Here is an 18,171-nt window from a genome sequence, read left to right as displayed (position 1 = left end):
ACGACGATATGCCCGACAGGATCTTGCAGTGCCTGTGCGAAATTATTTTCAGTGCACCCACGCCACAAAGGGCAGGTAGGTGATGTTGAGGCCGTAACGCTGTTCCAGGGTATGCAGCAGGTTCTGTGGATCGTTGAGGTCGAACACGCCGCTGATCTGCATGGCGCCGAGTGTTGCATCGGGCAGCACGATACGGCCGTATTGATAGCGCTCCAGTTCGGCGAGTACGTCCTGCAAGGGTTTACGGTTGAAGATCAGCTTGCCGCGGTGCCAGGCGGTGAGGGCATTGGCATCAACCTGCTGGCGCTCGGCGACAGCCTGGCCTGGTTGATACAGTGCCTGCTGGTTGGGTTGCAGCTCCAGGGTTTGCGTCTGGTGCTGCACTTGCACCGCGCCCGAGGCGACCAGTACACGGGTCTGAACTGCATCGCGGCGCACGCTGAAGGCCCCGTTTTTAGCCGCCACCCGGTCTTGCCCGGCCTGGACGATAAAGGGGCGCGACGGGTCATCGGCCAACTCGAACAGGGCTTCGCCCTTGCGCAAGATGACGCTACGTTGATTGCCCGTGAAGTCGACCGACAACGCCGTGGCGCTGTTCAACGTGACACGCGTGCCATCGCTCAACAGCCATTGCTGGCGCTGACCGACCCCGGTGTGATGAGTGTCGGACCAGCTTGGTACATAGTCCGTAGCGCCATACCCGAGTACGGCCAGTAGCAACCCCGCCGCCAGCCCGTTGGCCCAGCGATAAGCCCGGCGGCGCGGTCTTGCGCGATGTTGCTCGGCGCTGGCGGTCAGACCGATATCCGCCCATAGCGCTTCGGCCTCTTGGGCCGCGGTTTTGTGCGCCGGGCTCAACTGTTGCCAGCGCTGATAGTCCAGGCGCTGGCGTGCGCTGGCTTCGCCCGAGTGCAGCAGGGTCTGCCAGTCGATGGCCTGATCGTCGAGATCGTCAGGGGAGGGCGTTGAAGGCATCACGGCACGCTCAGGCATGGTTGTCTTTTAGCCAGTCACGGCAGTGGCGCAAGGCCTGGCCAATGTATTTTGCCACCATACTTGGCGACACGCCCAGTTCGACGGCGATCTGGGCTTGGGTCATGCCGTCGATGCGACTCAGCAGTAACGCCTGGCGGGCATTGGGCGACAGTTGTTGCAGCGCCTCATCCAGAATGCCGATGCGCTCGGTGGCCAGCAGCAGACCTTCGGGCGGCAGCCCCGGATCAGCGATTTGCAGTGAAGGCGGTTCGCCGCTCAGGTTGCGTGTCTGGCGCTGATCCACGCGCAAGGCATCGATGGCCAGGTTGCCCGCCACCTTGAAAATAAAGTGCCGGTCATTAAGTACCGTGACCGCCTCGGGGTCGATTTTTGCCAGCTTGATCCAGGTTTCCTGCGCCACATCCGCTGCCCGATGCCGGTCACGCAGGCGCCGGGTCAGGAACGACAACAGATCGTCGTAGTGCTCCTGAAAACTGGCCAGCAGGCTGGAGGGTGAAGGCGAGGGCATGGAGCAGGGCTCAGGCGTTAATGAGAAGCCGTATCATTAACGATTGAACCCGATGGCGCAACGACTCTTGCTGGGATGAGCATTGAGTTATAGCGGTCGACAAGTCTTGTGGGAGTGTGGCTTGCCCGCGATGGCATCAATGCGGTCTGGCAGGACGACCGCGCCGCTTGAGTCGAGAGCAAGCCCGCTCCCACAGTTTTCTGCGGACGCGACAAAACCTTGCGCAGGTGCACATCGGGTTTGATTGGGTAGGGGGGAAAACGCGGTTCCCTTGAACAAGGGAACGCATTCAGGTGCCACAAATAATGGCGGAGAACGGGGGATTCGAACCCCCGACACCCTTTTGAGGTGTACTCCCTTAGCAGGGGAGCGCCTTCGGCCACTCGGCCAGCTCTCCGCGAAACGCCGCGTATAGTAACCAGCCTTTCGTCAGTTGCCCATAGAAAATTTAACCGGATCTGCGTTTTGCGCAGAAAAGCTCAAAAAACAGGCGTGCGATCGCTCACCGGGTTCTCGGTGGGAGGCAAAATGCTGTTGGTTACAGGGTTTTGACGCGATTCCCTTGAGCAAGGGAAAAAGAATGGTGCACCAGGCGGGATTCGAACCCACGACCCCTGCCTTCGGAGGGCAGTACTCTATCCAGCTGAGCTACTGGTGCGACGCGGCCGCCATCATACTCATCTGCGTGTCAGTCGTCCATGCCGCTGATTCGTGAGGTGTTTCCTTACGCGTTATGGGCTATTAATGGGGGCCGGGCGATAAAACGGTGAAGTCTGGCAGCTTGTTCTTTTTTTCGAACAGGCTATTGTCCTTTACCCCCTTTATCCCTAGGATTCGTTTGAGATTTCAAACGCTCTTGTCTGGGTGCTGAATCGCACGGCATGTTCTTTGTGCGTCATTTAGATACTTTGGCAGTGAATGACTTCCTGACGGCAGCCTTCCACGGCGCCTTTCTACTTTAATAATTCGCTCCGCGCCTGCGCGGTGCTGTTAAGGAAAGCCCACATGCAGCTCAAAGACGCACAGTTGTTCCGCCAGCAAGCCTATATCGATGGTGCCTGGGTTGATGCGGACGGTGGCCAGACCATCAAGGTCAACAACCCGGCTACCGGTGAAATCATCGGCACAGTGCCAAAGATGGGCGCGGTTGAAACCCGTCGTGCCATTGAAGCCGCAGACAAAGCGTTGCCAGCCTGGCGTGCCCTGACCGCCAAAGAGCGTGCAACCAAGCTGCGTCGCTGGTTTGAGCTGCTGATCGAAAACCAGGACGACCTCGGCCGCCTGATGACCCTGGAGCAGGGCAAGCCACTGGCCGAAGCCAAGGGCGAAATCGTTTACGCTGCTTCGTTTATCGAGTGGTTTGCTGAAGAAGCCAAGCGTATTTATGGCGACGTGATCCCGGGCCACCAGCCGGACAAACGTCTGATCGTGATCAAACAACCGATCGGCGTGACCGCTGCTATTACCCCGTGGAACTTCCCGGCAGCCATGATCACCCGTAAAGCCGGCCCGGCCCTGGCCGCCGGTTGCACCATGGTGATCAAGCCAGCTTCGCAAACCCCGTTCTCGGCCCTGGCCCTGGTTGAGCTGGCACACCGTGCCGGCATCCCTAAAGGCGTGTTGAGCGTTGTAACCGGCAGTGCCGGCGATATCGGTGGCGAGCTGACCAGCAACCCGATCGTGCGCAAGCTGTCCTTCACCGGCTCGACCGAAATCGGTCGCCAGTTGATGGCCGAATGCGCCAAGGACATCAAGAAAGTGTCGCTGGAGCTGGGCGGCAACGCACCTTTTATCGTGTTCGACGATGCGGACCTGGATAAAGCCGTAGAAGGCGCGATCATCTCCAAATACCGCAACAACGGTCAGACCTGCGTATGCGCCAACCGCCTGTACATTCAGGACTCGGTCTACGACGCATTCGCAGAAAAACTGAAAGTAGCGGTGGCCAAGCTCAAGATCGGCAATGGTCTGGACGAAGGCACCACCACAGGCCCCCTGATCGATGACAAGGCCGTGGCCAAGGTCAAGGAGCACATCGCTGACGCACTGAGCAAGGGCGCGACCCTGCTGACCGGCGGCAACAGCCTGGAAGGCAGCTTCTTCGAGCCGACCATTTTGGTGAACGTGCCGAAAAACGCCGCTGTGGCGAAGGAAGAAACCTTCGGCCCGCTGGCGCCGCTGTTCCGTTTCAAGGACGAAGCTGAAGTGATCGCGATGGCCAACGATACGGAGTTCGGCCTGGCGTCGTACTTCTATGCCCGCGACCTGAGCCGTGTATTCCGTGTGGCTGAAGCCCTGGAGTACGGCATGGTGGGCGTCAACACTGGCCTGATCTCCAACGAAGTCGCGCCGTTTGGCGGGATCAAGGCTTCTGGCCTGGGCCGTGAAGGCTCCAAGTACGGCATCGAAGACTACCTGGAAATCAAATATCTCTGCCTGGGCATCTAACCCGGCGGGTGGTTCAAGCAGAGGGGGCACGAGAGCGATGCTTCCCCTGCGTTTCAAACTGTTAATTTTTGTGGCCGGGAGCGCCATGCCAGTCGATCATCGCATGCTGGCATGGGTGTCTGCCTGGCGCGTCAGCCTTGAACCACGCTGCTTGATCAGCGGCGAATGAGGAACACCATGAGCAACAAGACCAACGCATCCCTGATGAAACGCCGTGAAGCCGCTGTTCCGCGCGGTGTTGGCCAGATCCACCCGATTTTCGCCGAATCGGCGATTAACGCCACCGTTACCGACGTTGAAGGCCGCGAGTTCATCGACTTCGCCGGCGGTATCGCGGTACTGAACACCGGTCACCTGCACCCGAAAATCATTGCCGCCGTGCAAGAACAACTGACCAAGCTGACCCACACCTGCTTCCAGGTACTGGCTTACGAGCCTTACGTCGAGCTGTGCGAAAAGATCAACGCCAAGGTCCCGGGCAATTTCGACAAGAAAACCCTGTTGGTCACCACCGGTTCCGAAGCCGTTGAAAACGCCGTGAAAATCGCCCGTGCCGCAACTGGCCGTGCCGGCGTGATCGCCTTCACTGGCGCATACCATGGCCGTACCATGATGACCCTGGGCCTGACCGGGAAAGTCGTACCGTACTCGGCAGGCATGGGTCTGATGCCAGGCGGTATCTTCCGCGCGCTGTACCCGTGCGAACTGCATGGCGTGAGCGTGGATGACTCCATCGCCAGCATCGAGCGCATTTTCAAGAACGACGCCGAGCCTAAAGACATCGCTGCCATCATCATCGAGCCGGTACAGGGCGAAGGTGGTTTCTATGTGGCGCCGAAAGCGTTCATGGCCCGTCTGCGCGAGCTGTGCGACAAGCACGGCATCCTGCTGATCGCGGATGAAGTGCAAACCGGCGCTGGCCGTACCGGCACGTTCTTCGCCATGGAACAGATGGGCGTCACTGCCGACCTGACCACCTTCGCCAAGTCCATCGCTGGCGGCTTCCCGCTGGCCGGTGTGTGCGGCAAGGCCGAGTACATGGACGCCATCGCTCCAGGCGGTCTGGGCGGCACCTATGCCGGTAGCCCGATTGCTTGCGCAGCAGCGCTGGCGGTACTGGATGTGTTTGAAGAAGAGCACCTGCTGGACCGTTGCAAGGAAGTCGGCGAGCGCCTGGTAACCGGCCTCAAGGCTATCCAGGCCAAGCACCCGGTGATCGGTGATGTGCGTGCGTTGGGCGCGATGATCGCGGTCGAGCTGTTCGAAGGCGGCGATTCGCACAAGCCAAATCCGACGGCAGTGGCACAAGTGGTTGCCAAGGCTCGCGACAAGGGTCTGATCCTGCTGTCGTGCGGCACTTACGGCAACGTCCTGCGTGTACTGGTACCGCTGACCTCGCCTAACGAGCAATTGGACAAAGGTCTGGCCATCATCGAGGAGTGCTTCGCTGAACTGGCGTGAGCTGCGCACCTGACGGTGTGACCTGATAGACAAAAAAACCGCTTCGGCGGTTTTTTTGCGTCTGAAGCGTCTATTTGGGTGTTTTGGCCTGTATCCGCGTGCGCCCTTTGACTAAGGTGCCTGTATCGCACGGGGAGCAAACTGGATGACGGTTGTAGATTTAATGGCAGCACCCACTGTATTGATTGCCGAGGCCGATCCCTGGACCCGGGATTTGCTCAAGCAAGTGGTGCTGACGGTACGTTGCGACGCTCAACTGGATGTCTGTGGCGACGGTCAGCAGGCGCTTGCGCAGTTGGGCAGGAAAACTTATGGCCTGGTGATTGCTGACCGTGAGCTGCCGGGTGTAGGTGGTCTGGATCTGTTGCGCACTGTGCGCCAACGCCGCGCGGTTGCAGCGCAGCCATTTATTTTGTTGAGTGCACGTAATGACAGCGCCAGTGTGCGCGAAGCCTTGCCGCTGGCGCCAACGGCTTATCTGACCACACCCTTGGATATTGCCGGCCTGACCAGGCGCCTCAAGAGCCTGCTGCTCTCGGCGGGGCAAGAGATTTCGTGTGACGTACCGGCACTGGCGCCAGGCATGACCCTCAAGCGTTTTCTGGAGCAGCGCCGCGCGTCTTCAGATGGCGCGCCGCTAAGAGTGGATGCGCAATCGGCGCTCAAGGGCAGCCTCACGCCTGAAGGGGTGGACCTGGCACGGCTTGAGCAGCAAGTACGCACCGATCCACAAATTACGGCGGTGCTGATTGCGGCCGCCAACAGTGCGGCGCAGCACCTTGTGAGCCCGGCCCAGACCCTTGCGCAAGCCATGCAGCGGCTGGGGCCTGCGCAAAGCGTGAACCTGGTCCAGGGGCTTACTCTCAAGTACAGCGCGCAGTTGAGCGATCCTTGCCTGGCGGACTACGCCGAGCGTTACTGGGCGTTGTCCCAGCGCGCGGCAGACTATGGCCGCACATTGGCAGGCATGTTGAATCTGGATCAGGAGCGTTGTTTCTGCGCCGGGTTGTTGCACTGCCTGGGTGATCTGGCCTTGGTGCGTTGCTTGCAGGAGTGGCGCCAGGCGGGTGGGGAGCTGGATACCCAGGCTATTGATGCCTCTCTGGCCGAGTTTGGCGCAGCCTATGGTTCAGCCTTGCGCACGCGCTGGCGATTGCCGCTGGAGCTGCGGGAGTTGATTGCGGCGATGTATCACCTGGGTGGCGGGGTGTACTCGCGAGAAGCGCTGGTGATGAACCTGGCGGCGCAAGTGGCCAATCTGGAGTCGGAAGAGGGGATTGCCGAGGTGGCCGGCGGGAAGACGGCGCGCTTGTTGCGGGTGGGTATGTCGCAGCTTTCGCAGTTGATCAAGAGCCCCTCACCCTCTCCCGGAGGGAGAGGGGACTAAAGGCAAAAGCGGATTTTCGTCACATTGAAGATCAGCCCCCTCTCCTTCCAGGAGAGGGTTGGGGTGAGGGTGCTTGCTCTTAAACCGCTGCAGGGCGCAGCGAGTAGGTCTTGAGCTGGTGGGCAAAGTCGCGCAGCGACTGGATCCCGCTGGCTTCTGCCTCGTGAACCCATTCCTTGATCGCCGCCAGCATGTCGTGACCGTTGGTGCTGGTTTTGACCCAGATCTGTTGCAGGGCCAGCCGCTTCTCGTAAATCACTTTCAGTGAGTGGCTATGCTCCAGCATCTTTTCAATACGCTGATGGTGGCGGTCTTCAAGCAGGCTGGTTTCGCGCGACAGCAGACGCTTGGCGCGGCGGAACTGATGACGCACCGAATGATCGACCTTGGCCAGCTCTTGTTGCACCAGCGGTGCAATCACCAGCTTGCGGTACTGCGCCATGATCTGGAAACGGTTGTTGAGGATCGCCATGGCGGTGTCCATATCCAGATTGCCCTTGCCTTCCACCCGGTGGGCGATAGGCGCAACACGCTGAACCTTGGCCAGGCGCAAAAAGCTGAAGACCTTGATCCAGGCCCAACCCAGGTCGAACTCCCACTTCTTGACCGACATCTTGGCCGAGTTGGGGTAGGTGTGGTGGTTGTTGTGCAGCTCTTCACCGCCAATGATGATGCCCCAAGGCACCAGATTGGTGGCTGCGTCGCGGCATTCGAAGTTGCGATAACCCACCGCGTGACCCAAACCGTTGACCACACCTGCCGCCCACACCGGGATCCACATCATCTGGATGGCCCAGATAGTCAGGCCGATAGCACCGAACAGCAACAGGTCGATGACCAGCATGAGCGCCACGCCGAGCATTTTGTAACGCGAATAAAGGTTTCGCTCAATCCAGTCTTCAGGGCAGTTTTTGCCATAAATACGCAATGTTTCAGGATTTTGCGCTTCTTCACGATACAGCTCTGCACCTTTTCGCAAAACGGTCGATAACCCTTTGATAACCGGGCTGTGCGGGTCATCGACGGTTTCGCATTTGGCGTGGTGCTTGCGGTGGATGGCTGTCCACTCACGGGTATTCTGCGCGGTGGTCAGCCACAGCCAGAAGCGGAAAAAGTGTTTCAGGCCACCATTGAGCTCAAGCGAGCGGTGGGCTGAGTAGCGGTGTAGATAAACCGTGACACCGATAATGGTCACGTGGGTCATCAACAGAGTGACTGCCACCAGTTGCCAGGCTGACAAGTCGAGAAAACCGTTGTACCACATAGGCTGTTTGGCCCTCGGGAAGATGAAAAAAACTGCAACACGCATTATCACCATGCAGCCAGATAAAACCAGTCGGCCTTTCAGATAAGAGTGCCCGGATGTTTCTTACACTATAATTCCCACTTTTTTGTAGGCGCATTAACTTTCTTATGTCTGTTTCTTCTCGCGATGCCTTGCGTACGGCCCTGTTATACGGGCTGCTAGCGGTTTTCTGGCTGCTGGTGACTGATCATTTATTGAACAGTTATTTCGATGGTTCAGCACAGTTGGTGCGGTGGCAGCAGGTAAATGGCTATGTTTTTGCCCTGTTCAGCGCCGTACTGATTTTTTTCGCCCGGGCCCGTTTGTTCGATTTTTTGGGGATGAACCCCGGTCTGAAGCGCCAGCTTCAGGATAGGGAGCGCTTGCGTCAGGCAGCGGTGGTGTTTGACTGCACCCGTGAAGGGGTGCTGGTCAGCGACAGCCGCGGGGTGATCGTTCACGTCAACCGTGCCTTGGTTGAAATAACCGGCTACCCGGCCGAAGAGGTGCTTGGCCGACGCCCGAACATGTTCAAGTCGGGTCGCCACGGCCCCGCGTTTTATCAGGCAATGTTCAAGACGATCGATGAGCGCGGCGAGTGGCACGGCGAAATCTGGAACCGGCGCAAAAGCGGCGAGGTCTACCCGCAGTGGCAGACCGTGCGCTCGATTACCGATGACAAGGGCCAGGTCAGTCACTATGTCGCGGTTTTTTCGGATATCTCCGCGATCAAGAACTCCCAGACCGAGCTCGCACGTCTGGTTCACCATGATCCCTTGACTGACCTGCCCAACCGTCTGCTGTTCACCGACCGCACCGAGCAGGCGCTGGCTTCTGCGCAACGCCACCAGACCGGCTGTGCTCTGCTGATGATCGACCTCGATCACTTCAAGATCATCAATGACAGCCTGGGCCACAACGTCGGTGACCTGCTGCTCAAGGCGGTGGCCGAGCGTTTGCTCAGGGTGTTCGGCAAAGGCTTTACCGTGGCCCGGCTGGGCGGTGATGAGTTCGCCGTGCTGGTCGACAGCTGTGAGCACGCGAGCCAGGCCGCCGGGCTTGCGCAGCAGGTGCTGGAGGTCATGAAAGGCCCGTTCGATGTCGACAGGCATCAACTGTTTATCAGCGCCAGCGTCGGCATCAGCGTGTTCCCCGGCGATGCTCTGAACGCCGAGCAATTGCTGCGCAATGCCGACTCGGCTTTGTTCAAGGCCAAAAGTTCGGGGCGCGAGGGTTATGCCTTGTACACCGAGGAGCTGACGGCCCATGCCCAATACCGGGTTGAGGTGGCCAGCGATCTGCGCCACGCCCTGGAGCAGCACGAGCTGCGCGTGTACTACCAGCCGGTGCACAACCTTAAAACCAGCCGCCTGATTGGCGTTGAAGCACTGGTGCGCTGGGAGCACCCGCTGCGGGGGCTGTTGTCACCGGGTGAGTTTATCCCGATCGCGGAACGTACCGGGTTGATCGCCGAGATTGACGCCTGGGTGCTGGAACAAGCCTGTTGGCAGATGGTTCAGTGGCAGGCTGCAGGTGTGGAACTGTCGTTTGTGGCGGTGAATATTTCCAGCCGACTGTTTGCCCGTCCCGAGCTGTTTTCGCTGGTTTCAACGGTACTGGCAGACACCGGGCTGGATCCGGCCTTGCTGGAGCTTGAAGTGACCGAAAGTGCGGTGATGGACAACTCGCAAGTGGCCCTGGAGCAGATGCATCGTCTGCGGGTGCTGGGTTTGCGCCTGGCCATCGATGATTTCGGCACCGGTTTTTCATCTTTGCTGCGACTCAAGCGCCTGCCTGTGCAGAAGCTGAAAATCGATCAGGGCTTTGTCGCCGGCTTGCCTGGGGACAATGATGATGTGGCGATCGTGCGAGCGGTTATCGCACTGGGTCAAAGCATGGGCCTGGAGGTGCATGCCGAAGGGATAGAGCAGGTTGAGCAGGCGCAGTTCCTGCTCGACCTTGACTGCAACCTGGGCCAGGGCTACTGGTTTGGGCGTCCGATGCCTGCCAAGGATCTGGACTGGCAGCGGGCGCCGGCAATTCGCCCCTGAACCGGGCTTAGTCCTTTTCTGGCGGCAGGGTCGGCAGCGCGCGCAGTGCGGCTTCGTACCACTCAGTGTTAAAGGCGCGATCTTCTTCGAGGATCGCGTCAATCTCCACGGCCAACACATGGGCCATCATCTGCAGAATATCGTCGCGCTCGTAGCCGACCAGGGTCAGTTTGTTGAACGTGGCTTTGGCAGCAGGCGGGTTGTCGCTTTCAATCTGGTTTTCAATCGCCTGAATCAGGGTGGATTCGGCGAACTCTTCTTCTTCGTTGTCGATATCGGTTGGCTCGCTCATGGGCAGGCTCCTTGGGTAAAGGTTGGCAGTCTAACGGTATTCAGGATGCTGATGCTGCTAGCCAGCCTGATGGCGAAGCTCTATAACAGCTGCTGCCAACCCCAACACGGCCTGGAGGCTTTGTAATGCTCAAGCTTTATGGATTCGCAGTCAGCAACTACTACAACATGGTCAAGCTGGCGCTGCTGGAAAAGGGCGTGCCCTTTGAAGAAGTGCCGTTTTTCGCGGGCAAGACCCCTGAGGCGCTGGCCATCAGCCCCCGCGGCAAAGTCCCGGCACTGGGCGTTGAACAAGGGTTTATCAACGAAACCAGCGTGATCCTGGAATATATCGAGCAAACCCAATCGGGCCTCAGGCTGCTACCAGTGGATCCGTTTGAGCGTGCGCAGGTGTTGGCACTGGCCAAGGAAATCGAGCTGTATATCGAGTTGCCTGCCCGCGCCTGTTACCCCGAGGCGTTTTTCGGCATGCAAGTGCCCGACGCGATCAAGGAAAAGGCCCGCACCGAGCTGCTCGACGGTATCGCCTCCCTGGGCCGTCACGGCAAGTTCGCGCCTTATGTCGCGGGCGAGACCCTGAGCGTGGTGGATATCTACTTCGCCTTCAGCGTTGATCTGGCCTGTGGCGTCGCACACAAGGTGTTTGGTCTCGACCTGCTGGCCGACATGCCGGGTGCCAAGGCATTGCTGGAGCGTCTGCAGCAAAACCCGCACGTGCAGAAAATCGCCGCGGACAAGGACGCCGCCATGCCGCAGTTTCTGGCGTGGATCAGCAGCAAGAAATAACCAGTACACAGGGTGTCGCCCCCTATTGTGGGAGCGAGCCTGCTCGCGAAGGTCTCAAGAACATCGCGTTTATCCAGCAAAACGCGTTATCCATAACACCTTTCGCCAGCAGGCTCGCTCCCACAGGGGCGCCGCTTTGAGGTTTAACGGCTGGCCAGCAGCGCCTTGCCGCGAACTACTGCCGCTTTCACCTGCGCCGGCGCAGTGCCGCCGATGTGATCACGGGCATTGACCGAACCTTCAAGGGTCAGTACGGCAAACACATCGTCTTCGATCTGATCGCTGAACTGACGCAGTTCTTCGAGGCTCATTTCCGCCAGGTCCTTGCCGGTTTCAACGCCGTACTTCACAGCGTGGCCGACGATTTCGTGGCAGTCACGGAACGGCAGGCCACGGCGCACCAGGTAGTCGGCCAGATCGGTCGCGGTGGAGAAACCACGCAGCGCCGCTTCACGCATGATCGCGTGCTTGGGCTTGATCGCCGGGATCATGTCGGCAAAGGCGCGCAGCGAGTCGCGCAAGGTGTCGGCGGCGTCGAACAGGGGTTCCTTGTCTTCCTGGTTATCCTTGTTGTAGGCCAATGGCTGGCCTTTCATCAGGGTCAGCAGGCCCATCAGCGCACCGAATACACGGCCGCTTTTGCCACGTACCAATTCCGGCACGTCGGGGTTTTTCTTTTGCGGCATGATCGAGCTGCCGGTGCAGAAGCGGTCTGGCAGGTCGATAAACTGGAATTGCGCGCTGGTCCATAGCACCAGCTCTTCGGAGAAGCGCGACAAGTGCATCATCGCGATGCTGGCGGCGGCGCAGAATTCGATGGCGAAATCGCGATCGGAGACGTTGTCCAGCGAGTTGCCGCCCACGGCGTCAAAGCCCAGCAGTTGTGCGGTGAATTCGCGGTCGATCGGGTAGGTGGTGCCCGCCAGTGCGGCGCTGCCCAGAGGCATGCGGTTGGTGCGCTTGCGGCAGTCGACCAGGCGCTCGTGATCGCGGCTGAGCATCTCGAACCAGGCCAGCATATGGTGACCAAATGTTACCGGCTGTGCGGTCTGCAGGTGGGTAAAGCCGGGCATGATGGTCTCGGCTTCACGCTCTGCCTGTTCCAGCAGGCCTTTTTGCAGGCGGGTGATCTCGGCCAGGATCAGATCGATTTCGTCACGTAGCCACAGGCGGATATCGGTCGCAACCTGGTCATTACGGCTACGGCCGGTGTGCAGTTTTTTGCCGGTCACGCCGATGCGGTCGGTCAGACGCGCCTCGATGTTCATGTGCACGTCTTCCAGGTCGATGCGCCAGTCAAACGTACCGGCTTCGATTTCGCTCTGGATGGTTTTGAGGCCGTCGATGATGCTGTCGCGTTCGGCATCGGTCAGCACGCCGACCTTGGCCAGCATCGTGGCGTGAGCCACGGAGCCCATGATGTCATGGCGATAAAGGCGCTGGTCGAAAGTGACGGAGGCGGTGAAACGCGCAACGAAGGCGTCGACGGGTTCACTGAAGCGGCCGCCCCAGGACTGATTGGTCTTGTCGGTGCTCATGGATTCGCTCGTAATCGGCTGAGGGGAGTTACACAAATAGTTACCGCGAATCATAACAGGGTTGCCATTCATGGCGTTGACGCAGCTCGGCAGGTTTTTGTGTGAAGTGCGGTATAAATAAATTTCCGAAAGGAAATGTATCGTTTGAATACTTTCGCCTTGGCAACCGTCTACAGTTGGTCGTATGGATCAGTCATAGCAGGTCTTTGTAGATTGCCAGACGTATCCGGTATTAAATCGAGCAATCGAGGCAGGTGAATATTGCTGTGAGGTTTGCGGCACTTTTTGGCCTTCGCGCTAGTCTTAGCGTGGATCGCCGTGACAGTCGTCACATCACCTGTCTACGCTATCCTTGTGCGAGACTCACGCAGGAATACAGCGCTATATGAATGTCCTGATCGTTGATGACGAAACCCTGGCCCGCGAGCATTTGAGCCATTTGCTCAGCACGCTCGGGGGCTATACGTTGCTGGAGCCTGGCGCCACTAATGGCGAAGAGGCACTTAACCTGATCGAAAGCCTGAAACCGGATGTCGTTTTGCTCGATATCCGCCTGCCAGGCCTCGACGGGTTGCAGGTTGCAGCCAAATTGTGCGAGCGCGAGCTACCGCCTTCGGTGGTGTTTTGCGTGGCGCCTGACGAGTTTTCCGTACAGGCCCTGCAAGAGAGCGGTGTCAGCTATGTGCTCAAGCCGGTCACCGCAGATGCCCTGCGTGCTGCCCTGAAAGAGGCGCACCGGCCCAACCGCATCCAGCTGGCTGCACTCACCCGGCCTGCCGCGCAAACCGGCAGTGGCCCACGCAGTCATATCAGTGCCAGAACCCGAAAAGGCATTGAGCTGATCCCTATCGACCAGGTGATCTACTTTATCGCTGACCATAAATACGTGACATTGCGTCACGCTGGCGGTGAAGTTCTGCTCGACGAGCCGCTCAAGGCACTCGAAGACGAGTTTGGTGAACGCTTTGTGCGTATTCACCGTAATGCACTGGTGGCCCGAGACCGCATCGAGCGCTTGCAACGCACGCCCCTTGGGCATTTCCAGCTGTTCCTGCGCGGCCTGAACGGGGATGCGCTGATTGTGAGCCGCAGGCATGTGGCGGGTGTTCGCAAGATGATGCAGCAACTGTAATTCGTGCTCAAAAGGCGTGGATACGCCGTTTTTGGGCCAGGGAGGCCGAGGACTTTCTGATACAAGTCAAAGCTGTTTTGGCTGAGCTGTTATTATCAGCCGTATCTTTTCAGTACGGATTGATCCATGTCCTCTCGCGAAATCCGCATCGCTACCCGTAAAAGCGCCCTGGCTCTTTGGCAGGCCGAATACGTTAAAGCCCGTTTAGAGCAGGCTCACCCCGGTATTTTGGTGACGCTGGTGCCCATGGTCAGCCGTGGTGACAAGCTGCTGGACTCGCCGCTGTCGAAAATTGGCGGCAAGGGGCTCTTCGTCAAGGAGCTGGAAACAGCCCTGCTCGAAAACGAAGCAGACATCGCCGTGCACTCCATGAAAGACGTACCGATGGACTTCCCTGAAGGCCTGGGTCTGTTTTGCATTTGCGAGCGCGAAGATCCGCGTGACGCCTTCGTTTCCAACACCTATGCCAGCCTCGACGATTTGCCTCAGGGCAGCATTGTCGGCACGTCGAGCCTGCGCCGTCAGGCCCAGTTGCTGACTCGCCGTCCGGACCTGCAAATCCGCTTTCTGCGTGGCAACGTCAATACCCGTCTGGCCAAGCTCGATGCAGGTGAATACGACGCCATTATCCTCGCGGCTGCCGGCCTGATTCGCCTCGGTTTTGAACAGCGCATCACATCACCCATCAGCATCGAAGACAGCTTGCCAGCCGGTGGCCAAGGCGCAGTGGGTATCGAATGCCGCAGCGCAGATCCCGAAATCCATGCCCTGCTGACGCCTTTGCATCACGCCGATACGGCCGTGCGCGTTACGGCCGAGCGTGCGCTGAACAAGCATCTCAACGGTGGCTGCCAAGTGCCGATTGCCTGTTATGCCGTGCTTGAAGGCGAGCAAATCTGGCTGCGCGGCCTGGTCGGCGAGCCGAGTGGCGGTGTGTTGCTCAGTGCCGACGCCCGTGCGCCGCGTGCACACGCCAGTGAGTTGGGTGTGCAAGTGGCTGAGGCTCTGCTGGCCCAAGGGGCTGGGGATATTCTCAAAGCCGTTTATGGTGAGGCAGGTCACGAGTGACAGGCTGGCGCTTGCTGCTGACCCGGCCAGCCGAGGAATCGGCCGCGCTGGCCGCTGAGCTGGCGGCTGCCGGGATATATAGCAGCAGCTTGCCACTGCTGGCGATCAGCCCGTTGACTATGACTGATGCTCAGCGTGCGCTGATTGCGGGTCTTGACCGGTATTGCGCAGTGATTGTGGTCAGCAAGCCTGCGGCGCGCCTGGGGCTTGAGCTGGTCAGCCAGTACTGGCCGCATGCGCCCCGGCAGAAGTGGTTTAGCGTTGGCGCCGCGACGGCGCAGATTCTCGCCGATTACGGCCTCGATGTTAGCTACCCTCAACGGGGTGATGACAGCGAGGCGCTGCTGGCGATGCCCGAGTTCAAGTCTGCAGTGGGGGGGGATCAGCCCAGCGTGTTGATCCTGCGTGGGGAGGGTGGTCGCGAGTTGCTCGCGGATCGTCTGCGCAGCATTGGCGCGCAGGTCGACTACCTTGAAGTCTACCGCCGCGTACTGCCGTCATACCCGCCTGCAACCCTGTCCCGGCGGGTTGAAGTGGAACGCCTGAACGCGCTGGTGGTCAGCAGTGGGCAGGGTTTTGAACATTTACGGCAGATGGCAGGCGATTCCTGGCCCATGCTTGGGTGCCTGCCGTTGTTTGTTCCAAGCCCGCGGGTTGCTGAGCTGGCTCGCAGCGCCGGGGCGCAACATGTTGTGGATTGTCGTGGTGCAAGCGCCACGGCTTTGCTGGCGGCGCTGCGGGAGCATCCCGCACCTGCTTTCTAATGCAAAGGATGGATTCGTGAGCGAAACAGTCTTGTCCAAAGAACACGTGCAGTCCGCGCCAGAAGCGCCGGCTAAAAAAACCGAACCTGCACCACAGGGTCGAGGCAATGGCCTGGCGGTTTTCGCCCTGTTGCTCGGCGCCGCCGGTGTTGCTGTCGGCGGCTGGGGGGTATGGCAGGTGCGTCAACTGCAAGCTGCCACCGCAGAGCAGCTGAGCGACGTACCGGCCCTGGCCGCGCAAACGCTTTCGATCAAGCAGGGCGAGCAGAAGCTGCTGGCGCGGCTCAACCAACTGCCTTCGGCCAGTGAACTGGATAATCAGCGCCAATTGGTCGTGCAGCTGCAAGGCGATCAGCAGCGCCTGAACCAGCGCCTGGAAACCGTGCTGGGCGAAAGCCGCAAAGACTGGCGCCTGGCCGAGGCCGAGCACTTGTTGCGTCTTGCCACCTTGTGCTTGTCGGCCCTGCAAGACGTCACCAGCGCCCAGGCACTGGTACAGGGCGCGGACGCGATTTTGCGTGAGCAGAACGATCCGGGTTCATTCGCCGCTCGTGAGCAACTGGCCAAAAGCCTGACTGCATTGCGCAGTGTTGAGCAGCCGGACCGCACCGGACTGTTTTTGCAGTTGGCGGCCTTGCGTGATCAAGTGGCGCAACTCAGTGCGCTGGCCCCGGCCTATCAGAACCAGGGTGACTCGCTGGCCAGCCTCACCGCTGATGGCGATGGCGCGAGCCGTTGGTCCCGGTGGTGGGAGGAGATCTCGCACTACATCCGCATCGACTTCAATGCCGACAAAAATGTGCGCCCCCTGTTGGCTGGCCAAAGCCTGACCCAGGTTCGCCTGGCCTTGAGCCTGGCGCTGGAGCAAGCCCAGTGGGCGGCGCTCAATGGCCAGGAGTCGGTTTACACCCAGGCCCTGGCGCAGGCGCAAGATGTGCTCAAGGGCAACTTCAATGCGGATAACCCGCAGAGCAAAAAAATCCTCGAGCAAGTGATTGAACTCGGCAAGCAGCCGGTTACGGTAAAAACCCCGGACCTTGCGGCTGCCTTGAGCGCAGTACAGGCCTACCTTGAGCGTCGGCATGTGCGTGCGCAAGAGCCGGTCAAAGCGGCTGCCAGCCCGGCGCAGGAGGCACTTCCATGAAGCGCTTCTACGTGATTGTGTTCTTGTTGATTGCAGCTGCGGCCTGCATCGGCCTGGCAATTGCTGAAGATGCGGGCTATGTGCTGATCGCCTATAAAAATTTCCGTTACGAATCCAGTGTCTGGGCAACGCTCGCGCTGCTGGCCGTCCTGTGGCTGCTGGTGTGGGGAGTCAAGCTGCTGGTGGAGCTGGTGACGGCTTCTACAGGGCTGGTCAACCCGTGGTCGCGGCGCAACCGCAGCCGTCGAGTGCAGATCGCCATCGAGCAAGGCCAGATGGACCTTGCCGAGGGCCGCTGGGCCAGCGCACAGAAGCATCTGGCCCGTGCCGCCGAAGCCGAGCCGCAGCCATTGCTCTACTACCTGGGGGCTGCACGAGCGGCCAACGAGCAGGGGCACTACGAAGAAAGCGACAACCTGCTGGAGCGAGCGCTGGAACGCCAGCCTCAGGCCGAACTGGCCATTGCCCTGAGCCATGCCCAGTTGCAGGTGGACCGTGCTGACACCGAGGGCGCGCTGGTGACCTTGCAGGCCATGCACGAGCGCCATCCACACAATGTTCAGGTGTTGCGCCAGCTGCAGCGTCTGCACCAGCAGCGTGGCGACTGGACGGCGTTGATCCGCCTGTTGCCAGAGCTGCGCAAGGACAAGGTATTGCCGCCCAAGGAGCTGGCCGAGCTGGAGCGACGGGCCTGGGGGCAGAATCTGAGCCTGGCGGCCCAGCGTGAAAGCGAAGGCGAGGCGGGGTTGCAGTCACTTCAACGCGCCTGGCAACAGCTTACCTCGGCCCAGCGCCAGGAGCCCGCGCTCGTGCTGGCCTATGCCGAGCAATTGCGCCAGCTGGGCGCGCAAACTGAAGCCGAAGAAGTCTTGCGCGGGGCGCTCAAGCGCAGTTATGACAGCCATCTTGTGCGCCTCTATGGCCTGCTGCGTGGCAGTGACCCGGTGAAGCAGTTGCAGGCCGCCGAAGGCTGGCTCAAGAGCCATCCCGGCGATGCCAGCCTGCTGTTGACCCTGGGTCGCCTGTGCCTGCAAAACAGCTTGTGGGGCAAAGCGCGGGATTACCTTGAAAGCAGCCTCAAGGTGGAGCGCAACCCCGAAACCTGTGCCGAGCTGGCACGACTGCTGGCCCAGTTGGGAGATACGGGGCGCAGTAATCAGCTTTTTCAGGAAGGGCTGAATTTGCTGGATGAGCGTTTGCTCGCATCCCCCTTGCCAGTCACTGCCACGACCCTGTGAAGAGGCCAGCCTGGCGTGTGTTTCGGCACACGTGGGGCTGCCTGCAGTATTGAGCGAGCGAGGGGCAATCTGCC

General features: G+C 59.8%; 15 protein-coding genes, 2 tRNA genes and 1 pseudogene. 11 read left to right on the top strand and 7 right to left on the bottom strand.

The genetic code is table 11. From position 1 onward, the window contains the following. Window positions 1-48: 48 nt before the first annotated feature. The 4 genes from HBN79_RS02460 to HBN79_RS02445 all read right to left on the bottom strand — a co-directional run bounded on the left by HBN79_RS02460 (window position 49) and on the right by HBN79_RS02445 (window position 2,162). On the bottom strand, window positions 49-993 hold the full coding sequence (locus tag HBN79_RS02460; RefSeq protein ID WP_232527665.1) for a FecR domain-containing protein: 945 nt from the start codon (window positions 991-993) through the stop codon (window positions 49-51). Next, on the bottom strand, window positions 986-1,504 hold the full coding sequence (locus tag HBN79_RS02455) for an RNA polymerase sigma factor (RefSeq protein WP_095017812.1): 519 nt from the start codon (window positions 1,502-1,504) through the stop codon (window positions 986-988). Before HBN79_RS02455 ends, HBN79_RS02460 begins: the two co-directional genes overlap by 8 nt. A gap of 306 nt (window positions 1,505-1,810) precedes the next feature. After that, window positions 1,811-1,901: transfer RNA gene (locus tag HBN79_RS02450), tRNA-Ser, on the bottom strand. Window positions 1,902-2,085: 184 nt separating this feature from the next. After that, a tRNA-Arg gene (locus HBN79_RS02445) sits at window positions 2,086-2,162 on the bottom strand. Window positions 2,163-2,509: 347 nt separating this feature from the next. Between HBN79_RS02445 and gabD the strand changes: the two genes are divergently transcribed. From gabD to HBN79_RS02430, 3 genes are all read left to right on the top strand, one after another. Beyond that, window positions 2,510-3,952: an NADP-dependent succinate-semialdehyde dehydrogenase gene (gene gabD, locus HBN79_RS02440; RefSeq protein ID WP_095000664.1), complete on the top strand. Its 1,443-nt coding sequence runs from the start codon at window positions 2,510-2,512 to the stop codon at window positions 3,950-3,952. 177 nt (window positions 3,953-4,129) lie between these two features. Next, window positions 4,130-5,413, top strand: coding sequence for a 4-aminobutyrate--2-oxoglutarate transaminase (gabT, locus tag HBN79_RS02435; RefSeq protein ID WP_095000665.1), 1,284 nt, complete (start codon window positions 4,130-4,132; stop codon window positions 5,411-5,413). Between the two features lie 145 nt (window positions 5,414-5,558). Then, the gene (locus tag HBN79_RS02430) at window positions 5,559-6,800 is read left to right on the top strand and encodes an HDOD domain-containing protein (RefSeq protein WP_095031433.1); all 1,242 of its coding nucleotides are present in this window, start codon (window positions 5,559-5,561) and stop codon (window positions 6,798-6,800) included. A gap of 79 nt (window positions 6,801-6,879) precedes the next feature. Here HBN79_RS02430 and desA read toward each other — a convergent pair whose 3' ends face one another. Beyond that, a complete protein-coding gene (desA, locus tag HBN79_RS02425; protein ID WP_165446538.1) occupies window positions 6,880-8,064 on the bottom strand; it encodes a delta-9 fatty acid desaturase DesA in 1,185 nt (394 codons plus the stop codon). 149 nt (window positions 8,065-8,213) lie between these two features. On the opposite strand from desA, the gene dibA reads away from it, so the two are divergent. Then, window positions 8,214-10,136 (top strand): phosphodiesterase DibA, encoded by a 1,923-nt coding sequence (gene dibA / locus HBN79_RS02420; RefSeq protein WP_169916191.1) that lies wholly within the window; start codon window positions 8,214-8,216, stop codon window positions 10,134-10,136. Between the two features lie 7 nt (window positions 10,137-10,143). Here the strand turns inward: dibA and HBN79_RS02415 are convergent, their stop codons facing one another. After that, window positions 10,144-10,428 carry a hypothetical protein gene (locus tag HBN79_RS02415; protein ID WP_016782995.1) on the bottom strand — a complete coding sequence of 95 codons (285 nt, stop codon included), beginning with the start codon at window positions 10,426-10,428 and terminating at the stop codon, window positions 10,144-10,146. A 125-nt stretch (window positions 10,429-10,553) separates the two neighbouring features. On the opposite strand from HBN79_RS02415, the gene HBN79_RS02410 reads away from it, so the two are divergent. Then, window positions 10,554-11,213, top strand: coding sequence for a glutathione S-transferase (locus HBN79_RS02410; protein WP_169916190.1), 660 nt, complete (start codon window positions 10,554-10,556; stop codon window positions 11,211-11,213). A 143-nt stretch (window positions 11,214-11,356) separates the two neighbouring features. Here the strand turns inward: HBN79_RS02410 and argH are convergent, their stop codons facing one another. Further along, window positions 11,357-12,751, bottom strand: coding sequence for an argininosuccinate lyase (gene argH, locus HBN79_RS02405; protein ID WP_169916189.1), 1,395 nt, complete (start codon window positions 12,749-12,751; stop codon window positions 11,357-11,359). A 257-nt stretch (window positions 12,752-13,008) separates the two neighbouring features. Here argH and HBN79_RS02400 point away from each other — a divergent pair. The 6 genes and pseudogenes from HBN79_RS02400 to HBN79_RS02375 form a co-directional block, all read left to right on the top strand. Then, a pseudogene (locus HBN79_RS02400) lies at window positions 13,009-13,140 on the top strand (sensor histidine kinase); the annotation flags it as partial. Then, entirely contained in the window at window positions 13,137-13,883 is a 747-nt protein-coding gene (locus HBN79_RS02395; RefSeq protein ID WP_095000671.1) for a LytTR family DNA-binding domain-containing protein, read from the top strand. The pseudogene HBN79_RS02400 and the gene HBN79_RS02395, both read left to right, overlap by 4 nt. Window positions 13,884-14,009: 126 nt before the next feature. Further along, window positions 14,010-14,951, top strand: coding sequence for a hydroxymethylbilane synthase (gene hemC / locus HBN79_RS02390; RefSeq protein ID WP_095000672.1), 942 nt, complete (start codon window positions 14,010-14,012; stop codon window positions 14,949-14,951). Further along, entirely contained in the window at window positions 14,948-15,715 is a 768-nt protein-coding gene (locus tag HBN79_RS02385) for a uroporphyrinogen-III synthase (protein WP_095000673.1), read from the top strand. Before hemC ends, HBN79_RS02385 begins: the two co-directional genes overlap by 4 nt. Window positions 15,716-15,731: 16 nt before the next feature. Beyond that, window positions 15,732-16,859, top strand: a complete 1,128-nt coding sequence (locus HBN79_RS02380; RefSeq protein ID WP_169916188.1) for a uroporphyrinogen-III C-methyltransferase — start codon at window positions 15,732-15,734, stop codon at window positions 16,857-16,859. Then, complete coding sequence (locus tag HBN79_RS02375) at window positions 16,856-18,097, top strand: heme biosynthesis protein HemY (protein WP_095000675.1); 1,242 nt, start codon at window positions 16,856-16,858, stop codon at window positions 18,095-18,097. Before HBN79_RS02380 ends, HBN79_RS02375 begins: the two co-directional genes overlap by 4 nt. Window positions 18,098-18,171 lie beyond the last annotated feature (74 nt).

This window comes from Pseudomonas sp. WS 5051, from assembly GCF_012985715.1.
Taxonomy (GTDB): domain Bacteria; phylum Pseudomonadota; class Gammaproteobacteria; order Pseudomonadales; family Pseudomonadaceae; genus Aquipseudomonas; species Aquipseudomonas bubulae.
This window is presented reverse-complemented; position numbering and strand designations above follow the sequence as displayed.